General features: G+C 63.7%; 26 protein-coding genes. All 26 read left to right on the top strand.

The annotated features are described in order from the left end of the window. The first annotated feature begins 5 nt into the window (after positions 1-5). On the top strand, positions 6-476 hold the full coding sequence (gene rpsG, locus LDB29_RS14600) for a 30S ribosomal protein S7 (RefSeq protein WP_007686590.1): 471 nt from the start codon (positions 6-8) through the stop codon (positions 474-476). 174 nt (positions 477-650) lie between these two features. Next, complete coding sequence (gene fusA / locus LDB29_RS14595) at positions 651-2,723, top strand: elongation factor G (RefSeq protein WP_044661334.1); 2,073 nt, start codon at positions 651-653, stop codon at positions 2,721-2,723. Between the two features lie 136 nt (positions 2,724-2,859). Next, a complete protein-coding gene (gene tuf / locus LDB29_RS14590; protein WP_025547259.1) occupies positions 2,860-4,050 on the top strand; it encodes an elongation factor Tu in 1,191 nt (396 codons plus the stop codon). Positions 4,051-4,259: 209 nt separating this feature from the next. Beyond that, positions 4,260-4,568 carry a 30S ribosomal protein S10 gene (gene rpsJ, locus LDB29_RS14585; protein WP_007686587.1) on the top strand — a complete coding sequence of 103 codons (309 nt, stop codon included), beginning with the start codon at positions 4,260-4,262 and terminating at the stop codon, positions 4,566-4,568. A 274-nt stretch (positions 4,569-4,842) separates the two neighbouring features. Next, entirely contained in the window at positions 4,843-5,598 is a 756-nt protein-coding gene (gene rplC / locus LDB29_RS14580) for a 50S ribosomal protein L3 (protein ID WP_025547262.1), read from the top strand. 2 nt (positions 5,599-5,600) lie between these two features. Further along, complete coding sequence (rplD, locus tag LDB29_RS14575) at positions 5,601-6,224, top strand: 50S ribosomal protein L4 (protein WP_025547264.1); 624 nt, start codon at positions 5,601-5,603, stop codon at positions 6,222-6,224. After that, positions 6,217-6,534, top strand: coding sequence for a 50S ribosomal protein L23 (locus tag LDB29_RS14570; RefSeq protein ID WP_007686581.1), 318 nt, complete (start codon positions 6,217-6,219; stop codon positions 6,532-6,534). Before rplD ends, LDB29_RS14570 begins: the two co-directional genes overlap by 8 nt. A gap of 2 nt (positions 6,535-6,536) precedes the next feature. Next, a complete protein-coding gene (gene rplB / locus LDB29_RS14565; RefSeq protein WP_007686579.1) occupies positions 6,537-7,373 on the top strand; it encodes a 50S ribosomal protein L2 in 837 nt (278 codons plus the stop codon). A gap of 5 nt (positions 7,374-7,378) precedes the next feature. Beyond that, on the top strand, positions 7,379-7,657 hold the full coding sequence (gene rpsS / locus LDB29_RS14560) for a 30S ribosomal protein S19 (protein ID WP_007686576.1): 279 nt from the start codon (positions 7,379-7,381) through the stop codon (positions 7,655-7,657). After that, positions 7,657-8,043, top strand: coding sequence for a 50S ribosomal protein L22 (gene rplV / locus LDB29_RS14555; protein WP_025547267.1), 387 nt, complete (start codon positions 7,657-7,659; stop codon positions 8,041-8,043). Before rpsS ends, rplV begins: the two co-directional genes overlap by 1 nt. Before the next feature lie 5 nt (positions 8,044-8,048). Then, positions 8,049-8,744 carry a 30S ribosomal protein S3 gene (rpsC, locus tag LDB29_RS14550; protein ID WP_021239758.1) on the top strand — a complete coding sequence of 232 codons (696 nt, stop codon included), beginning with the start codon at positions 8,049-8,051 and terminating at the stop codon, positions 8,742-8,744. 21 nt (positions 8,745-8,765) lie between these two features. After that, positions 8,766-9,197 carry a 50S ribosomal protein L16 gene (gene rplP, locus LDB29_RS14545; RefSeq protein ID WP_007686573.1) on the top strand — a complete coding sequence of 144 codons (432 nt, stop codon included), beginning with the start codon at positions 8,766-8,768 and terminating at the stop codon, positions 9,195-9,197. Between the two features lie 3 nt (positions 9,198-9,200). Then, a complete protein-coding gene (gene rpmC / locus LDB29_RS14540) occupies positions 9,201-9,404 on the top strand; it encodes a 50S ribosomal protein L29 (protein WP_013847759.1) in 204 nt (67 codons plus the stop codon). Between the two features lie 15 nt (positions 9,405-9,419). Then, the gene (gene rpsQ, locus LDB29_RS14535; RefSeq protein ID WP_006960320.1) at positions 9,420-9,683 is read left to right on the top strand and encodes a 30S ribosomal protein S17; all 264 of its coding nucleotides are present in this window, start codon (positions 9,420-9,422) and stop codon (positions 9,681-9,683) included. Between the two features lie 201 nt (positions 9,684-9,884). After that, complete coding sequence (gene rplN / locus LDB29_RS14530) at positions 9,885-10,253, top strand: 50S ribosomal protein L14 (RefSeq protein WP_007686569.1); 369 nt, start codon at positions 9,885-9,887, stop codon at positions 10,251-10,253. Further along, positions 10,253-10,564 (top strand): 50S ribosomal protein L24, encoded by a 312-nt coding sequence (gene rplX, locus LDB29_RS14525; RefSeq protein ID WP_025547274.1) that lies wholly within the window; start codon positions 10,253-10,255, stop codon positions 10,562-10,564. Before rplN ends, rplX begins: the two co-directional genes overlap by 1 nt. After that, the gene (gene rplE / locus LDB29_RS14520) at positions 10,564-11,136 is read left to right on the top strand and encodes a 50S ribosomal protein L5 (protein ID WP_037481563.1); all 573 of its coding nucleotides are present in this window, start codon (positions 10,564-10,566) and stop codon (positions 11,134-11,136) included. The genes rplX and rplE overlap by 1 nt, the downstream gene beginning before the upstream one ends. Positions 11,137-11,188: 52 nt before the next feature. Further along, complete coding sequence (gene rpsN, locus LDB29_RS14515) at positions 11,189-11,494, top strand: 30S ribosomal protein S14 (RefSeq protein WP_025547277.1); 306 nt, start codon at positions 11,189-11,191, stop codon at positions 11,492-11,494. 12 nt (positions 11,495-11,506) lie between these two features. Further along, entirely contained in the window at positions 11,507-11,902 is a 396-nt protein-coding gene (rpsH, locus tag LDB29_RS14510) for a 30S ribosomal protein S8 (protein ID WP_025547278.1), read from the top strand. Then, positions 11,902-12,435 (top strand): 50S ribosomal protein L6, encoded by a 534-nt coding sequence (rplF, locus tag LDB29_RS14505; protein WP_025547280.1) that lies wholly within the window; start codon positions 11,902-11,904, stop codon positions 12,433-12,435. The genes rpsH and rplF overlap by 1 nt, the downstream gene beginning before the upstream one ends. Position 12,436: 1 nt before the next feature. Next, positions 12,437-12,790 (top strand): 50S ribosomal protein L18, encoded by a 354-nt coding sequence (gene rplR, locus LDB29_RS14500; protein WP_025547282.1) that lies wholly within the window; start codon positions 12,437-12,439, stop codon positions 12,788-12,790. A gap of 2 nt (positions 12,791-12,792) precedes the next feature. Further along, entirely contained in the window at positions 12,793-13,509 is a 717-nt protein-coding gene (gene rpsE, locus LDB29_RS14495) for a 30S ribosomal protein S5 (protein WP_044661335.1), read from the top strand. Between the two features lie 6 nt (positions 13,510-13,515). Next, complete coding sequence (gene rpmD / locus LDB29_RS14490) at positions 13,516-13,692, top strand: 50S ribosomal protein L30 (RefSeq protein ID WP_013847753.1); 177 nt, start codon at positions 13,516-13,518, stop codon at positions 13,690-13,692. A gap of 154 nt (positions 13,693-13,846) precedes the next feature. After that, positions 13,847-14,371 (top strand): 50S ribosomal protein L15, encoded by a 525-nt coding sequence (rplO, locus tag LDB29_RS14485; RefSeq protein ID WP_025547286.1) that lies wholly within the window; start codon positions 13,847-13,849, stop codon positions 14,369-14,371. A 250-nt stretch (positions 14,372-14,621) separates the two neighbouring features. Next, positions 14,622-15,986 carry a preprotein translocase subunit SecY gene (gene secY, locus LDB29_RS14480; RefSeq protein WP_013847751.1) on the top strand — a complete coding sequence of 455 codons (1,365 nt, stop codon included), beginning with the start codon at positions 14,622-14,624 and terminating at the stop codon, positions 15,984-15,986. A 48-nt stretch (positions 15,987-16,034) separates the two neighbouring features. After that, complete coding sequence (locus LDB29_RS14475; protein WP_025547288.1) at positions 16,035-16,691, top strand: adenylate kinase; 657 nt, start codon at positions 16,035-16,037, stop codon at positions 16,689-16,691. Positions 16,692-16,699 lie beyond the last annotated feature (8 nt).

Genomic DNA, 16,699 nt, shown 5'->3' with positions numbered 1-16,699 from the left:
GTAATATGTCACGTCGTCGTCGCCCCGAAAAGCGCGTCATCCTGCCCGATCCCAAATTCGGTGATGTCGTGCTGTCGAAGTTCATGAACAGCATCATGCAGGACGGCAAGAAGGCCGTCGCCGAGTCCATCGTGTACGGCGCTCTCGACACTGTCGAGGCGAAGTCCAAGAAGGACCCGATCGCCATGTTCCATGACGCGCTGAACAATGTGAAGCCCGGCATCGAGGTCCGCAGCCGCCGCGTCGGCGGTGCGACCTACCAGGTCCCCGTCGAAGTGCGCCCGGAGCGCGCCCAGGCGCTGGCGATCCGCTGGCTGATCACCGCGTCGCGCAACCGCAGCGAAACCACCATGGCCGCCCGTCTGTCGGGTGAACTGCTGGACGCCGCCAACAACCGCGGCAATGCCGTCAAGAAGCGCGAAGACACGCACCGCATGGCGGAAGCGAACCGCGCCTTCTCGCACTATCGCTGGTAATTCGGCGCTGGAAAAAGGCGAAGCGGGCGCCCATATCGTCCGCTTCCTCTCATGGTTTCGAAAAATCGGTCCGTTCGCCACGGGTGGCTACCCATGGCGGACGGATTGGTTTAGGGGCCACGCGCAGATTTAACGAATCCCCAACCGCCGGCGCGCCGGCAACGGAGAAGCATCATGGCCCGCAGCCATCCGCTCGAACGCTATCGCAATTTCGGTATCATGGCGCATATCGACGCCGGCAAGACCACCACGACCGAGCGTATCCTTTACTATACCGGCAAGTCCTACAAGATCGGCGAAGTCCATGACGGCGCCGCCACCATGGACTGGATGGAGCAGGAGCAGGAGCGTGGGATCACCATCACGTCGGCTGCGACGACCTGCTTCTGGAACGATCATCGCCTGAACATCATCGACACCCCCGGCCACGTCGACTTCACCATCGAAGTCGAGCGTTCGCTGCGCGTGCTCGATGGCGCGGTCGCCGCGTTCGACGGCGTCGCGGGCGTTGAGCCGCAGTCGGAAACCGTGTGGCGCCAGGCGGACAAGTACAAGGTTCCGCGGATGTGCTTCATCAACAAGCTCGACCGCACCGGCGCCAACTTCTATTATTGCGTGCAGACGATCATCGACCGTCTGGGCGCCACCCCGGCTGTCCTCTATCTGCCCATCGGCGCGGAATCGGACTTCAAGGGCTTGGTCGACCTGGTCGAGAACCGCGCCATCATCTGGAAGGATGAGAATCTGGGCGCCGAGTTCACCTATGAGGAGATTCCGGCCGACCTCGCCGACAAGGCCGCCGAATATCGCGAGAAGCTGATCGAGCTCGCCGTCGAACAGGACGACGATGCGATGGAAGCCTATCTGGAAGGCAATCTGCCCGACGTCGCCACGCTCAAGAAGCTGATCCGCAAGGGCACGCTGGGCCATGCCTTCGTGCCGGTGCTGTGCGGTTCGGCGTTCAAGAACAAGGGCGTGCAGCCGCTGCTCGACGCGGTGGTCGACTATCTGCCCTCGCCGCTCGACATTCCCGACGTTCAGGGCATCAACCCCGACACCGACGAGCCCGACAGCCGCAAGACGGCCGACGACGCGCCCTTCTCGGGCCTGGCGTTCAAGATCATGAACGACCCGTTCGTGGGTTCGCTCACCTTCCTGCGCGTCTATTCGGGCACGCTGACCAAGGGCAGCTATCTGAACTCGGTCAAGGACAAGAAGGAAAAGATCGGCCGCATGCTCCTCATGCACGCCAACTCGCGTGAGGACATCGACACCGCCTATGCGGGCGACATCGTCGCTCTGGCGGGCCTCAAGGAAACCACCACCGGCGATACGCTGTGCGCCGAGCGCCAGCCGATCATCCTGGAGCGGATGGAATTCCCCGAGCCGGTGATCGAGCTGTCGGTCGAACCCAAGACCAAGGCCGACCAGGAAAAGATGGGCATCGCGCTCAACCGCCTGGCCGCCGAGGACCCGTCCTTCCGCGTCTCGACCGACCACGAATCGGGCCAGACCATCATCAAGGGCATGGGCGAACTGCACCTCGAAATCCTCGTCGACCGCATGAAGCGCGAGTTCAAGGTCGAGGCCAATGTCGGCGCGCCGCAGGTCGCCTATCGCGAATATCTCGCGAAGAAGGTCGACATCGACTACACCCACAAGAAGCAGTCGGGCGGCTCGGGCCAGTTCGGCCGCGTCAAGGTCACCGTCATCCCCGGCGAGCGCGGTTCGGGCTACCAGTTCTTCGACGAGATCAAGGGCGGCAACATCCCGCGCGAATATATCCCGTCGGTGGAAAAGGGCTTCCGCGAGACGGCCGAGACCGGTCATCTCATCGGCTTCCCGATCATCGACTTCGAAGTCCACCTGACGGACGGCGCCTATCACGACGTCGACTCGTCGGCCCTGGCCTTCGAAATCTGCGCCCGCGGCGCCATGCGCGAGGCGGCCGCCAAGTCGGGCATCAAGCTGCTTGAACCGATCATGAAGGTCGAGGTCGTGACCCCGGAGGAATATCTGGGCGACGTCATCGGCGACATGAACAGCCGCCGCGGCCAGATCCAGGGCACCGACAGCCGCGGCAACGCGCAGGTGGTCGAGGCGATGGTCCCGCTGGCCAACATGTTCGGCTATGTGAACCAGCTTCGCTCGTTCACCCAGGGGCGCGCGAACTACTCGATGATCTTCTCGCACTATGACGAAGTGCCGCAGAATGTGGCGGACGAGGTCAAGGCGAAGATGGCCTGATGAATTTCCCGGGCCGGGCCGCGCAAGCGGCTCGGTTTTGGGCTGGCATTCTCTAAATTTGCTGCTATGGACGCGCCTTCGCGAGGCGCGGCCGAGCGGTCAGACCAAAGCTGATTTGATTAGAAGGTAGGATAAAATGGCTAAGGCTAAGTTTGAGCGGAACAAGCCGCACTGCAACATCGGCACCATCGGTCACGTCGACCATGGCAAGACCTCGCTGACCGCGGCGATCACCAAGGTGCTCGCCGAAACCGGCGGCGCGACCTTCGTCGACTATGCCAATATCGACAAGGCGCCCGAAGAGCGCGAGCGCGGCATCACCATCTCGACCGCCCACGTCGAATATGAGACCGAAGCCCGTCACTACGCGCACGTCGACTGCCCGGGTCACGCCGACTACGTCAAGAACATGATCACCGGCGCGGCCCAGATGGACGGCGCGATCCTCGTCGTTTCGGCCACCGACGGCCCGATGCCGCAGACCCGCGAGCACATCCTGCTCGCCCGCCAGGTCGGCGTGCCGCAGCTCGTCGTGTTCATGAACAAGGTCGACCTCGTCGACGATCCGGAAATCCTGGAACTGGTCGAGCTGGAAATCCGCGAGCTGCTGTCGTCCTACGACTTCGACGGCGACAACATCCCCGTCATCCCCGGTTCGGCCGTCAAGGCTCTGGACGGTTCGAACGACGAAATCGGTAAGAACGCCGTTCTGAAGCTGATGGCCGCTGTCGACTCGTTCATCCCGCAGCCGGAGCGTCCGGTCGATCGTCCGTTCCTGATGCCGATCGAAGACGTGTTCTCGATCTCGGGTCGCGGCACCGTCGTGACCGGCCGCGTCGAGACCGGCATCGTCAAGGTTGGCGAGGAAGTCGAGATCGTCGGTCTGAAGGATACCCGCAAGACCACCGTGACCGGCGTCGAAATGTTCCGCAAGCTGCTCGATCAGGGTGAGGCCGGCGACAACATCGGCGCGCTGATCCGTGGCGTGGGCCGTGAAGAAGTTGAGCGCGGTCAGGTTCTGGCCAAGCCCGGCACCATCACCCCGCACACCGAGTTCGACGCGGAAGTCTACGTCCTGTCGAAGGAAGAAGGCGGCCGTCACACTCCGTTCTTCGCCAACTATCGTCCGCAGTTCTACTTCCGCACCACCGACGTGACCGGCGAAGTGATCCTGCCCGAGGGCACCGAGATGGTCATGCCCGGCGATAACGTGAAGCTCGGCGTGAAGCTGATCGCCCCGATCGCGATGGACGCGGGTCTCCGCTTCGCCATCCGCGAAGGCGGCCGCACCGTCGGTGCAGGGGTTGTCGGCACGATCTCGAAGTAATATAGGACCGCAGCGGCGCGAATCGCCTGATTCGCGCCGCTGAGTTTTTTACCGCCCCGGATCGCCTTTCTCCGGCTCCAGTCGAGCTAGAAGGGCAAGGAACGGGGCGGATATTTTTTTGGTTGGCGCATTTTCATAAATCATCGGCTGCTCCGGCTGATTTCTGAAAATGCTCCGGGTTTTGGCTCTTTCGCATCGGTACAGGAACAATGGACAGCAACATCCGCATTCGCCTCAAGGCGTTCGATCATCGCGTGCTCGATCAGGCGACCGGCGACATCGCCGACACCGCCCGCCGCACCGGCGCCCTTATCCGCGGTCCGATTCCCCTTCCGACGCGCATCGAAAAGTTCACGGTCAACCGTGGTCCGCACATCGACAAGAAGTCGCGCGAGCAGTTCGAGGTCCGCACCTACAAGCGCATGCTTGACATTGTGCAGCCGACGCCGCAGACGGTCGACGCGCTGATGAAGCTGGATCTGGCTGCCGGCGTGAACGTCGAAATCAAGCTGGCCTGAAGCCGGCAAGTCCCTGCCAACCCGCAAGGTGGGCAGGGTATCGGGCATTCCGCTGGCCGGAAGCTCAAAAGACACAGGGATACCGCACGGCCTCTCCGGTGAACCGGAAAGGGCTCGTGGTCCTGGTCCCCCGTCGCTGGTCCCGAATAGGGGTCGGCATCCAACCCGGACGGGGTGATCTATATTGGGGTTGGGCCGCGAGGGAGAAATCCTGAGCGGTTTTTTCGTTGGATACGCCCGCTGCTAAGGCGGGCCTCTATGGGAGTAATCGGTGATGCGCACAGGCGTGATCGCTAAGAAAGTCGGGATGACCCGTCTGTTCCAGGAGGACGGACGTCATATTCCGGTTACGGTTCTGGCCCTTGAGGGCAATCAGGTCGTGGCCCGCAAGGAAACCGATCGCGACGGCTATGTCGCGGTTCAGCTCGGTGCGGGCGTCGCGAAGGTCAAGAATGTCGCCAAGCCGCAGCGCGGCCACTTCGCCAAGGCGGAAGTGGAGCCGAAAGCGCGTTTGGTCGAATTCCGCGTCGCCGAGGATGCGCTCCTCGATGTCGGCGCCGAGATCGCGGCCGATCATTTCATCGCCGGCCAGCTGGTCGACGTTGCCGGCCACACCCAGGGTAAGGGTTTCGCCGGCGCCATGAAGCGCTGGGGCTTCGGCGGTATGCGCGCCACCCACGGCGTCTCGATCAGCCACCGTGCCCATGGTTCGACCGGTAACCGTCAGGACCCGGGCCGCGTCTTCAAGAACAAGAAGATGGCCGGTCACATGGGTGACCGCGAGCGCACCCAGCAGAATCTCGAAATCGTCCGCACGGACGTCGAGCGCGGCCTGCTGTTCGTCAAGGGCAGCGTCCCCGGCGCCAAGGGCACCTGGCTGACCGTCTGCGACGCCGTCAAGGTCAAGCGTCCAGCCGACGCGCCCTATCCGGCGAGCCTGAAGCAGGCTGCCAACAGCAACAACGCTCCGGCCGAAACGCCCGCTGAAGAAGCGGCCGCTCCCGAAGCGACCGAAGGCCAGGAGGGCTAATCATGAAGGTCAAGGTACAGACCCTCGATGCCGCAGCCGCCGGTGAAGTGGAACTGAACGATGCCGTGTTCGGCGTCGAACCCCGCACCGACATTCTGCACCGCGTCGTCACCTGGCAACTCGAAAAGCGTCGCGCCCCGGCCCGCGCCACCCGCGAGCGTTCGGACGTTGCCCGCACCGGCAAGAAGTTTGGCCGCCAGAAGGGCGGCGGCACCGCCCGTCACGGCGACCGCAAGGCGCCCGTGTTCATCGGCGGTGGTAAGGCGCACGGCGCCCGCGCCCGCACCTTCGGCCACGACCTCAACAAGAAGGTTCGTGCGCTCGGCCTGAAAATGGCCCTGTCGTCGAAGGCCAAGGACGGATCGCTGATCGTTCTCGACAATCTCGACGTGGCGGAAGGCAAGACCAAGGCTCTGGTCGCGCACCTCGCCAAGCTGAACCTCAACAAGGCTCTGTTCATCGACGGCGACGCGGTGAACGTCAGCTTCGCGAAGGCTTCGGCGAACATTGTCGGCGTGGACCTGCTGCCGGCCGTCGGCGCCAATGTCTACGACATCCTTAAGGCGGATTCGCTGGTGCTGACGCGCGCCGCGGTCGAAAAGCTGGAGGCGCGTTTCAATGGCTAAGAAAGAAGCCGCGACCGTCGACAACCGTCATTATGACGTCGTTGTCGCGCCGGTCATCACCGAGAAGTCGACCCTTCTCTCCGAGAACAACGCCGTGGTCTTCAAGGTCGCCAACGATGCGTCGAAGCCGGAGATCAAGGCCGCCGTCGAAGCCATTTGGGGCGTGACGGTCAAGAGCGTGAACACGCTGGTCGCCAAGGGCAAGACCAAGAAGTGGAAGGGCAAGCCCTATACGCGCTCGGACGTCAAGAAGGCGATCGTTCGCCTGGCCGATGGCCAGTCGATCGACATCACCGAAGGAGTGCGCTGACCATGGCGCTTAAGAGCTACAACCCGACCAGCCCCGCCCAGCGCGGCCTGATCCTCGTCGACCGCAGCGCGCTGCACAAGGGCAAGCCCGTCAAGGCGCTGACCGAAGGCAAGCGCAAGACCGGCGGCCGCAACAACAAGGGTCATGTGACCTCGCGCGGCATCGCCGGCGGTCACAAGCAGCGCTACCGCATCATCGACTTCAAGCGTCGCCTGTGGGACGTCGAGGGCACGGTCGAGCGTCTGGAATATGACCCCAACCGCACCGCCTTCATCGCGCTGGTCAACTATCCCGACGGCACCCAGGCCTATATCCTGGCGCCGCAGCGTCTGGCCCCCGGTGACAAGGTCGTCGCGGGCAAGAAGACCGACGTGAAGCCGGGCAATGCGATGGAACTCGGCCAGATGCCGGTCGGCACCATCATCCACAATATCGAGATGAAGCCTGGCAAGGGCGGTCAGCTCTGCCGTTCGGCGGGCACCTACGCCCAGCTGGTCGGCCGCGATCGTGGCATGGTGATGGTCCGCCTGTCCTCGGGCGAGCAGCGCTACATCCGTTCGGACTGCATGGGCACCGTCGGTGCCGTGTCGAACCCGGACAACGCCAACACCAATCTCGCCAAGGCCGGCCGCAACCGCTGGCTCGGCAAGCGTCCGCTGACGCGCGGTGTGGCGAAGAACCCGGTCGACCACCCGCATGGCGGTGGTGAAGGCCGGACCTCGGGCGGCCGTCATCCGGTCACACCCTGGGGCAAGCCGACCAAGGGTGCGCGCACCCGCCACAACAAGGCGACGGACAAGTTCATCATCCGTAGCCGCCACGCGAAGAAGAAGAGGTAAGCGAGATGGCTCGTTCCGTCTGGAAAGGTCCGTTCGTGGACCTCAGCCTTCTGAAGAAGGCGGAAGTGGCGCAGGACGCCGGTGGCCGTTCGGGTCCGATCAAGACCTGGTCGCGCCGTTCCACCATCCTGCCGCAGTTCGTCGGCCTGACGTTCAACGTCTATAACGGCCGCAAGCATGTGCCGGTCTCGGTGAACGAGGACATGGTGGGTCACAAGCTGGGCGAATTCGCCCCGACCCGCTACTTCCCCGGCCACGCCGCCGACAAGAAGGGCAAGCGCTAATGAGCAAGGAAAAGGCTCCCCGTCGCGTCGCCGACAATGAGGCGCTGGCCGTCGGCACGCAGATCCGCGGTTCGGCCCAGAAGCTGAACCTGGTCGCCACGCTGATCCGCGGCCGCAAGGTCGAGGACGCGCTGAACATCCTCGCCTTCTCGAAGAAGGCGATGGCGGTCGACGTGCGCAAGGTGCTGGCTTCGGCCATCGCCAATGCGGAAAACAATCATAATCTGGACGTCGACTCGCTGGTCGTCGCGGAAGCATCGGTGGGCAAGAGCTTCACCATGAAGCGCTTCCACGCTCGCGGCCGCGGCAAGTCGACCCGGATCCTGAAGCCCTTCAGCCGCGTGCGCATCGTCGTTCGCGAAGCAGCTGAAGAAGCGGAGGCGTAAGAGACATGGGTCACAAGAGCAATCCGATCGGTCTGCGTCTGCAGATCAACCGTACCTGGGACAGCCGCTGGTTCGCGGAAGGCGCCGACTATGGCCGCCTGCTGCTGGAGGATCTGAAGATCCGCCAGTATATCATGAAGAACCTGCCGCAGGCCGCGATCTCCAAGGTGGTGATAGAGCGTCCCGCCAAGCTGTGCCGCGTGTCGATCTACGCTGCCCGCCCCGGTGTCATCATCGGCAAGAAGGGCGCGGACATTGAGAAGCTGCGCAAGAAGCTGGGCAGCCTGACCTCTTCGGACGTCAGCCTGAACATCGTAGAGATCCGCAAGCCGGAAATCGACTCCAAGCTCGTCGCGCAGGGCATTGCCGACCAGCTGGAGCGCCGCGTGGCGTTCCGCCGTGCAATGAAGCGCGCGGTGCAGAGCGCCCTGCGTCTGGGTGCCGAAGGCATCAAGATCACCTGCGGCGGCCGTCTGGGCGGCGCGGAGATCGCCCGCGTGGAATGGTATCGCGAAGGCCGCGTTCCGCTGCACACGCTGCGCGCGAATGTCGATTATGCCGAAGCCGAAGCGCACACCGCTTATGGCGTTTGCGGCATCAAGGTCTGGATCTTCAAGGGCGAAATCCTTGGTCACGATCCGATGGCTACCGACCGGCTGATGCTGGAGGCTCAGACCTCCGGCGTGCGCCCGGCGCGCTGAGAATAAGGTAGGTATAGCGTCATGCTGCAACCGAAGAAAATGAAGTTCCGCAAGACCTTCAAGGGCCGGATCAAGGGCGACGCCAAGGGCGGTTCGGCCCTGAACTTCGGCGCTTACGGTCTGAAGGCTCTGGAACCCGAGCGCGTCACCGCCCGCCAGATCGAGGCGGCCCGCCGCGCGATCCAGCGCCACCTTCGCCGTCAGGGCCGTCTGTGGATCCGCGTGTTCCCCGACGTGCCGGTGTCGAAGAAGCCCGCCGAAGTCCGTCAGGGCAAGGGCAAGGGTTCGGTCGAATATTGGGCGGCCCGCGTCAAGCCCGGCCGCATCCTGTTCGAACTGGACGGCGTTCCCGGCCCGCTCGCAGCAGAGGCCTTCTCGCGCGCCGCGATGAAGCTGCCCATCAAGACCAAGGTCGTTGCCCGCCTCGGCGACACCTCGCACCTGGAGGGCTAAGCCGTGGCGAACGTTGCCGACCTCAAGACCAAGACGGACGACGAACTGTCGACCGAACTCAACAACCTGAAGCGCGAGCAGTTCAACCTGCGCTTCCAGGCGGCCACCAACCAGCTGGAAAAGCCCAGCCGCGTGCGTGAAGTCCGCCGGTCGATCGCGCAGATCAAGACCCTTCAGTCCGAGCGTTCGCGCTCGGCTGCGAAGTAAGAAGGAAATCACACGATGCCCAAGCGCGTGCTGACGGGAACGGTGGTTTCCGACAAGACCGACAAGACGGTGGTGGTTCGCGTGGAGCGCAAGGTTAAGCATGCGCTCTACGGCAAGATCATCCGCCGTTCGAAGAAGTACCATGCCCATGACGAGGGCAATGTCTACAAGGAAGGCGAAACGGTCCGCATTGAGGAGACCGCTCCGATTTCCAAGCTCAAGACCTGGAAGGTCATCGAGCGTGTGGACACCCACAAGTCGCCGGAAACGGCGGCCTGAGGGAGGCTCGCTGAGCCTTTGAAGAAAAGTGTCGCGCGGGGCTGGCCTTTTCCGCCTGGAAAGGGTACAGGCCCGCGCTTCGCGTAGAGTCAGATGGCTCCTCAAAGGTAGAGTCAGATGGTTCGCCAAGGGCTCTAGTGCAGTGAAATTCGGAACCGCCGGGAATTGTCCCGGTAGGCCAAATAAGAAGGAACCGGATCCATGATCCAGATGCAATCCAATCTTGACGTCGCTGACAACAGCGGCGCCAAGCGCGTCCAGTGCATCAAGGTGCTGGGCGGCTCGAAGCGTCGTTTCGCGAGCGTGGGCGACATCATCGTCGTCTCGATCAAGGAAGCTGCGCCTCGTGGCAAGGTGAAGAAGGGTGACGTGCACCGCGCCGTCATCGTGCGCACCGCCAAGGACGTGCGCCGCGCTGACGGCAGCGTGATTCGCTTCGACGGCAATGCCGCCGTGCTGATCAACAAGAACGAGGAGCCGATCGGCACCCGTATCTTTGGCCCGGTCGTTCGCGAACTGCGCGCCAAGAAGCACATGAAGATCATCTCGCTCGCCCCCGAGGTGCTGTAATGAGCGCTGCCAAGATCAAGAAGGGCGACAAGGTCGTCATCCTGGCCGGCAAGGACAAGGGCCGCACCGGCGCCGTCCTGCAGGTGCTGCCGAAGGAGGACAAGGTCCTCGTCGAAGGCATCAACGTGCATGCGCGTCACCGCAAGCCCGACCAGGCGAACCCGCAGGGCGGCATCGAGCGCAAGCCCGCGCCGCTCCACATTTCGAACGTCGCTGTCGCTGACAAGGATGGCAAGCCGACCCGCGTCCGCTTCGAGGATCGCGACGGCAAGAAGGTCCGTGTCGCCGTCAAGTCCGGTGAGGTGCTGTAATGAGCGACAAGTACATCCCGCGCTCGAAGGCGCTCTATGACGCCGAAATCGCCAAGGCGATGACCGAGAAGTTCGGTTACAAGAACGTCATGGAAGTGCCGAAGATCGAGAAGATCACGCTCAACATGGGCGTTGGCGAAGCCACGCAGGACAAGAAGAAGGTCACTTCGGCCGCCGAGGAAATGGAACTGATCGCCGGCCAGAAGCCGGTCATCACCAAGGCCCGCAAGTCGATCGCGCAGTTCAAGCTGCGTGAAGGCATGCCGATCGGCGCCAAGGTCACGCTGCGCCGCGAGCGCATGTATGAGTTCCTTGATCGCCTGATCAACATCGCTCTGCCCCGCGTGCGCGACTTCCGCGGTCTCAACCCGAAGAGCTTCGACGGCCGCGGCAACTATGCCTTCGGCATCAAGGAGCAGATCATCTTCCCCGAGATCAACTATGACCGCATCGACAAGGTGCGCGGCATGGACATCATCGTGACCACCACGGCGAAGACGGACGAGGAAGCGCGCGAACTGCTGCGTCTCTTCGGCTTCCCCTTCCCGCTCGAAGAGAAGCAGGCGGCCTGAAAAGGTCCCGCTTCTCTTTCCAACCGTTAGGCTAAGAAAGAGAACTTAAGTCATGGCGAAACTGAGTTCGATCAACAAGAATGAGCGCCGCAAGAAGCTGGTGAAGAAATATGCCGGCCGCTATGCGAAGCTCAAGGCGATCGCAGCCGATACCGCGCTCGACGACACGGAGCGTCTGATCGCGCGTCTGAAGATGGCGGAAATCCCCCGCAACGGCAACCCGACCCGCGTGCGCAATCGCTGCGAGCTGACGGGCCGTCCCCGGGCCTATTACCGCAAATTCCGTCTCTGCCGCGTGCAGTTGCGTGATCTGGCCAACAAGGGCCTGATCCCCGGCGTCACCAAGTCGAGCTGGTAAGGATCATTTGAGATGGCATTGACCGATCCCCTGGGTGATATGCTCACCCGCATCCGCAACGGGCAGCAGGCGAAGAAGGACAGCGTTGTGTCCCCCGCTTCGAAGCTCCGCGCCCGCGTGCTCGACGTGCTGCAGCGCGAAGGCTATATCCGCGGCTATTCCGAGGAACTGCTCGGCAAGCATGCCGGCCTGCGCATCGAGCTGAAATATTTCGAGGGCCAGCCGGCGATCAAGCATGTCGCCCGCGTGTCCAAGCCCGGCCGCCGCGTCTATTCGGGTTCCAAGGAACTTCCCGTCGTGCGCAACGGCCTTGGCATCACCATTGTCTCGACGCCCAAGGGCGTTCTGTCCGACGCCGAAGCGCGCGAGCAGAATGTCGGCGGCGAAGTGCTGGCGGAGGTGTTCTGATGAGCCGTACTGGTAAGAAGCCGGTTGCCGTCCCCGCGGGCGTCACCGCGGCCATCGCCGACGGCCAGCTTTCGGTGAAGGGTCCCAAGGGCACCCTGTCGCTGCCGCTGGCCGACGAAGTCACCTACAGCATCGAGGAAGGCTCGATCGCGGTGAAGCCTGCCAATGACAGCAAGCGCGCCCGCGCTTTCTGGGGCATGCAGCGCACGCTGATCCAGAACCTGATCACCGGCGTGACGGAGGGCTTCTCGAAGAAGCTGCTGATCACCGGTGTCGGCTACCGCGCCAATGCCCAGGGCAAGACCCTGAAGCTGCAGCTCGGCTATTCGCATGACGTCGACTTCGCGGTGCCCGAAGGCATCGAGATCAAGACCCCGGACAACACCACGGTCGAGATCAGCGGCATCGACAAGCAGCAGGTGGGTCAGGTTGCCGCCGAGATCCGCCGCTGGCGCAAGCCCGAACCCTATAAGGGCAAGGGCATCAAGTACGCCGGCGAGTTCATCTTCCGCAAGGAAGGGAAGAAGAAGTAAGATGGCAAAGCTTTCCCTCTTCGCGCGGCGTCGCCGCCGCGTCCGCACCGCGCTCAAGGCTGTTTCGGGTACCCGCCCGCGCCTCAGCGTCCACCGTTCGGGCCGTCACATCTATGCCCAGATCATCGACGATGCGCAGGGCAAGACCCTGGCCGCCGCGTCGACCCTGGACAAGGATGTCCGCGGCAATACCGGCGCCACCGCCGATGCCGCTGCGGATGTCGGCAAGCGCGTTGCCGCTGCGGCGACCGCCGCCGGCGTCACCCGGGTCGTCTTCGACCGTGGTGGCTTCCTGTTCCATGGCCGCGTCAAAGCGCTGGCCGATGCGGCCCGTGAAGCCGGGCTGGAGTTCTGATCATGGCTGACGAAAACGATATCCAGGCCCAGCCGGGCGCACCCGCGGCCGTTGAAGGCGGCGAGCAGACCGAAGGCCGGGGTCCCGGTCGGGGCCGTGGCCGTGGCGGTGACCGCAACCGTGGCGAGCGTGGCGGCCGTGGCCGTCGCGACGACCGTCGCGGCAATCGTGACGAGGAACAGGGTGAGGAGCTGATCGAGAAGCTGGTTCACATCAACCGCGTCTCGAAGACGGTGAAGGGCGGCAAGCGCTTCGGTTTCGCCGCTCTGGTCGTCGTTGGTGACGGCAAGGGCCGTGCGGGCTTCGGCCATGGCAAGGCGCGCGAAGTGCCCGAAGCCATCAGCAAGGCGACCGCTTCGGCGAAGAAGGCGATGGTCCGCGTTCCGCTGAAGGAAGGCCGCACCCTGCACCATGACGGCAAGGGCCATTTCGGCGCCGGCAAGGTGACCGTGCGTTCGGCGCCTGCCGGTACGGGCATCATCGCGGGCGGTCCGATGCGCGCCGTGTTCGAAAGCCTCGGCGTCGCTGACGTCGTGACCAAGTCGAACGGCACGTCGAACCCCTACAACATGATCCGGGCGACCTTCGAGGCGCTGGGTGAACAGGTCAGCCCCAAGGCGGTGGCGCAGCGTCGCGGCAAGAAGGTTGCCGACCTGCTCCGTCGCGGCGGCGCCTCGGCCGAAGTCGCCCAGGCGGATGCCGAAGCGATTGCGGAGTAAGACATCATGGCGAAGATCAAGATCAAGCAGATCGGCTCACCGATCCGCCGTCCCGAAGCTCAGAAGAAGATTCTGATCGGCCTCGGCCTTGGCAAGATGCACCGCGTGGTGGAGCTGGAAGACACTGCGGAAGTCCGCGGCGCCATCGCGAAGCTGCCCCATATGGTGGCGGTGGTCGACTAAACCGTCATCCCGGCGCAAGCCGGGATCGCAAACCGCTGGGCGCTTCTTCAACGGGATGCGCCCAGCCTCACGAGGCCCCGGCATTCGCCGGGGCTCCGGCCCGGTCCTGGTGGATCGGGCCTTCGCGCGAACATAGCGAAAGCGAGTGCAGATTATGACCAAGCTTAACGAACTCAATGACAATGCCGGCGCCCGCAAGGGCCGGATGCGCGTCGGCCGTGGTATCGGCTCGGGCAAGGGCAAGACCGCCGGTCGCGGTCAGAAGGGCGCGAAGGCGCGTTCTGGCGTCAGCATCAACGGCTTCGAAGGCGGCCAGATGCCGCTCCACATGCGTCTGCCGAAGCGCGGCTTCAACAACATCTTCGCCAAGGATTACGCGATCGTGAACCTCGGCGCGGTGCAGAAGGCGATCGACGCCGGCAAGCTGGACGCCAATGCGACCATCGACCACGCGGCGCTGAAGGCGGCCGCCCTGGCCCGTGGCGGCAAGGACGGCGTGCGTCTGCTCGGCAAGGGCGAACTGACGGCCAAGGTCAACCTGCTCGTCGCCGGCGCGTCGAAGGGCGCTGTCGAAGCCGTCGAAAAGGCTGGCGGCAAGGTCGAAGTGATCGCCGTCGTTCCCGCCGCTGAAAAGGCCGCCGCCAAGAAGGGCAGCGCCAAGGCCGCGAAGAAGGCGTGAATTAAGCCGTAAGGCTTGCAAGCATGGCCCCGCTGCCCGATATGGGTGAGCGGGGCCACGTGTTTTGGGGACTCCGGAACCCTCGCCGTCCGTATCGAGTGGAGGCTGAGCCTGTCGACAGGCGCAAGGCCATTCGGAATGGACGGGGTGCAATTCCCGGTTCGACAGCGCCCCATCGCCCCGCTAAGGGGTTAGCGATTCCGCTCCGGGCTTTCCAAATCCCGGCAAGATGTTTTGAAGGGCAGCCAAGATGGCATCGAGAGCCGACCAGCTCGCATCCAATCTCAGCCTGGCGAAGTTCAGCCAGGCCACCGACCTCAAGAAGCGCCTGTGGTTCACCCTGGGCGCGCTGATCGTTTTCCGCTTCCTGAGCTTCGTGCCGCTGCCGGGCGTCGATCCGACCGCGCTGTCGCAGCTTTACAAGCAGACCAATGGCGGCATCCTCGACATCTTCAACACCTTCTCGGGCGGGTCGCTGTCGCGCATGAGCCTGATCGCGCTCGGCGTGATGCCCTACATCACCGCCTCGATCGTGGTGCAGCTCGCCGCCTCCCTCTCGCCGCAACTCGCGGCGATCAAGAAGGAAGGCGAAAGCGGCCGCAAGAAGCTGAACCAATATACCCGCTACGGCACGGTGGGCCTGACCGCCGTCCAGGGCTATTTCATCGCCGTGGGGCTGGAAAGCTTCGGCGCCCAGTCCGGCGTGCAGGCGGTGGTCGATCCGGGCTATCTGTTCCGCGTCGCGGCGGTGATCTCGCTGATCGGCGGCACCATGTTCCTGATGTGGCTGGGTGAGCAGATCACCTCGCGCGGCATCGGCAACGGCGTCTCGCTCATCATCATGGCGGGCATCGTCGCGCAATTGCCGGTGACGCTCAGCAACCTGTTCAAGTCGAGCAGCACGGGCGCGATTTCCGGCCTGGTCATCTTCCTGGTGATCGTGCTCGGTTTCGGCCTCATCGCCTTCATCTGCTTCATGGAGCGGGCGCAGCGCCGGGTGCTGATCCAATATCCCAAGCGCCAGACGCGCCAGGGCCTGATGCAGGCCGACCGCAGCCATCTGCCGCTGAAGGTCAACACGGCGGGCGTGATCCCGCCGATCTTCGCCAGCTCGCTGCTGCTGATGCCGCTCACCGTCTCGCAATTCGCCGGCCAGACCGTGGCGGGCGAGAGCAGGCTGGGCGATTTCGTGCTGACGCTGAACCAGTATCTGTCGCACGGCAGCCCGGTCTATATGGCGCTCTACGGTCTCGGCATCGTCTTCTTCTGCTTCTTCTACACCGCCGTGGTGTTCAATCCGGAAGAGACGGCCGACAATCTGAAGCGCAATGGCGGCTTCATTCCCGGCATCCGTCCGGGCAAGAACACCGAAAATTATCTCGACTATGTGCTCACCCGGATCACGGTGATCGGTGCGGCCTATCTGGCCTTCATCTGCCTGGTGCCGGAATTCGTGATCGCCCGGGCGGGCATTCCCTTCTACCTTGGTGGGACTAGCCTGTTGATCGTCGTCAATGTTACGGTCGACACCGTGACGCAGATCCAGAGCCACCTGCTCGCCCATCAATATGGGGATCTGATCAAGAAGGCGAAGCTGAAAGGGCGTCTGCGCTAAGCGGCGCGGAACGGTAAAAAGCGCGAAGAACAGGGGAGAATGCGCGACATGAATATCATTCTGCTCGGCCCTCCGGGCGCCGGCAAGGGAACGCAGGCGACGCGCCTGGTGGACAGCCGGGCCATGGTGCAACTCTCGACCGGCGACATGCTGCGCGCGGCGGTGAAGGCCGGGACGCCCATCGGCCTCAAGGCCAAGGCGGTGATGGAGGCCGGCGAACTGGTGTCGGACGAGATCGTCTCCGGCATCATCGGGGAGGCGCTGGATGCCCTGGCGCCCGAAACCGGCGTGATCTTCGACGGCTATCCGCGGACGGAGGCGCAGGCCCATTCGCTGGACGGCATCTTGGCCGACCGCAACCGCACCCTAGACCATGTGATCGAACTGGAAGTGAACGAGGATGCCCTGGTAGAGCGCATCACCGGCCGCTTCACCTGCGCGACCTGCGGCGAGGGCTATCACGACAGCTTCAAGCAGCCCAAGGTCGAGGGCGAGTGCGACAAGTGCCATGGGCACGAATTCAAGCGCCGTCCCGACGACAATGAGGAAACCGTCCGCACCCGCATGGCCGAATATCGCGCCAAGACCGCGCCGATCCTGCCGATCTACGAAGCGCGCGGCATCGTCTCGCGGGTCGACGGCATGGCCGATATGGACGATGTGACGGTCGCGATTGCCGCCATATTGGACGGCAAAGGCGCCTGACACCTCTC

The sequence above is a fragment of the Sphingobium sp. CFD-2 genome (genome assembly GCF_024611135.1).
Taxonomy (GTDB): domain Bacteria; phylum Pseudomonadota; class Alphaproteobacteria; order Sphingomonadales; family Sphingomonadaceae; genus Sphingobium; species Sphingobium fuliginis.
This window is presented reverse-complemented; position numbering and strand designations above follow the sequence as displayed.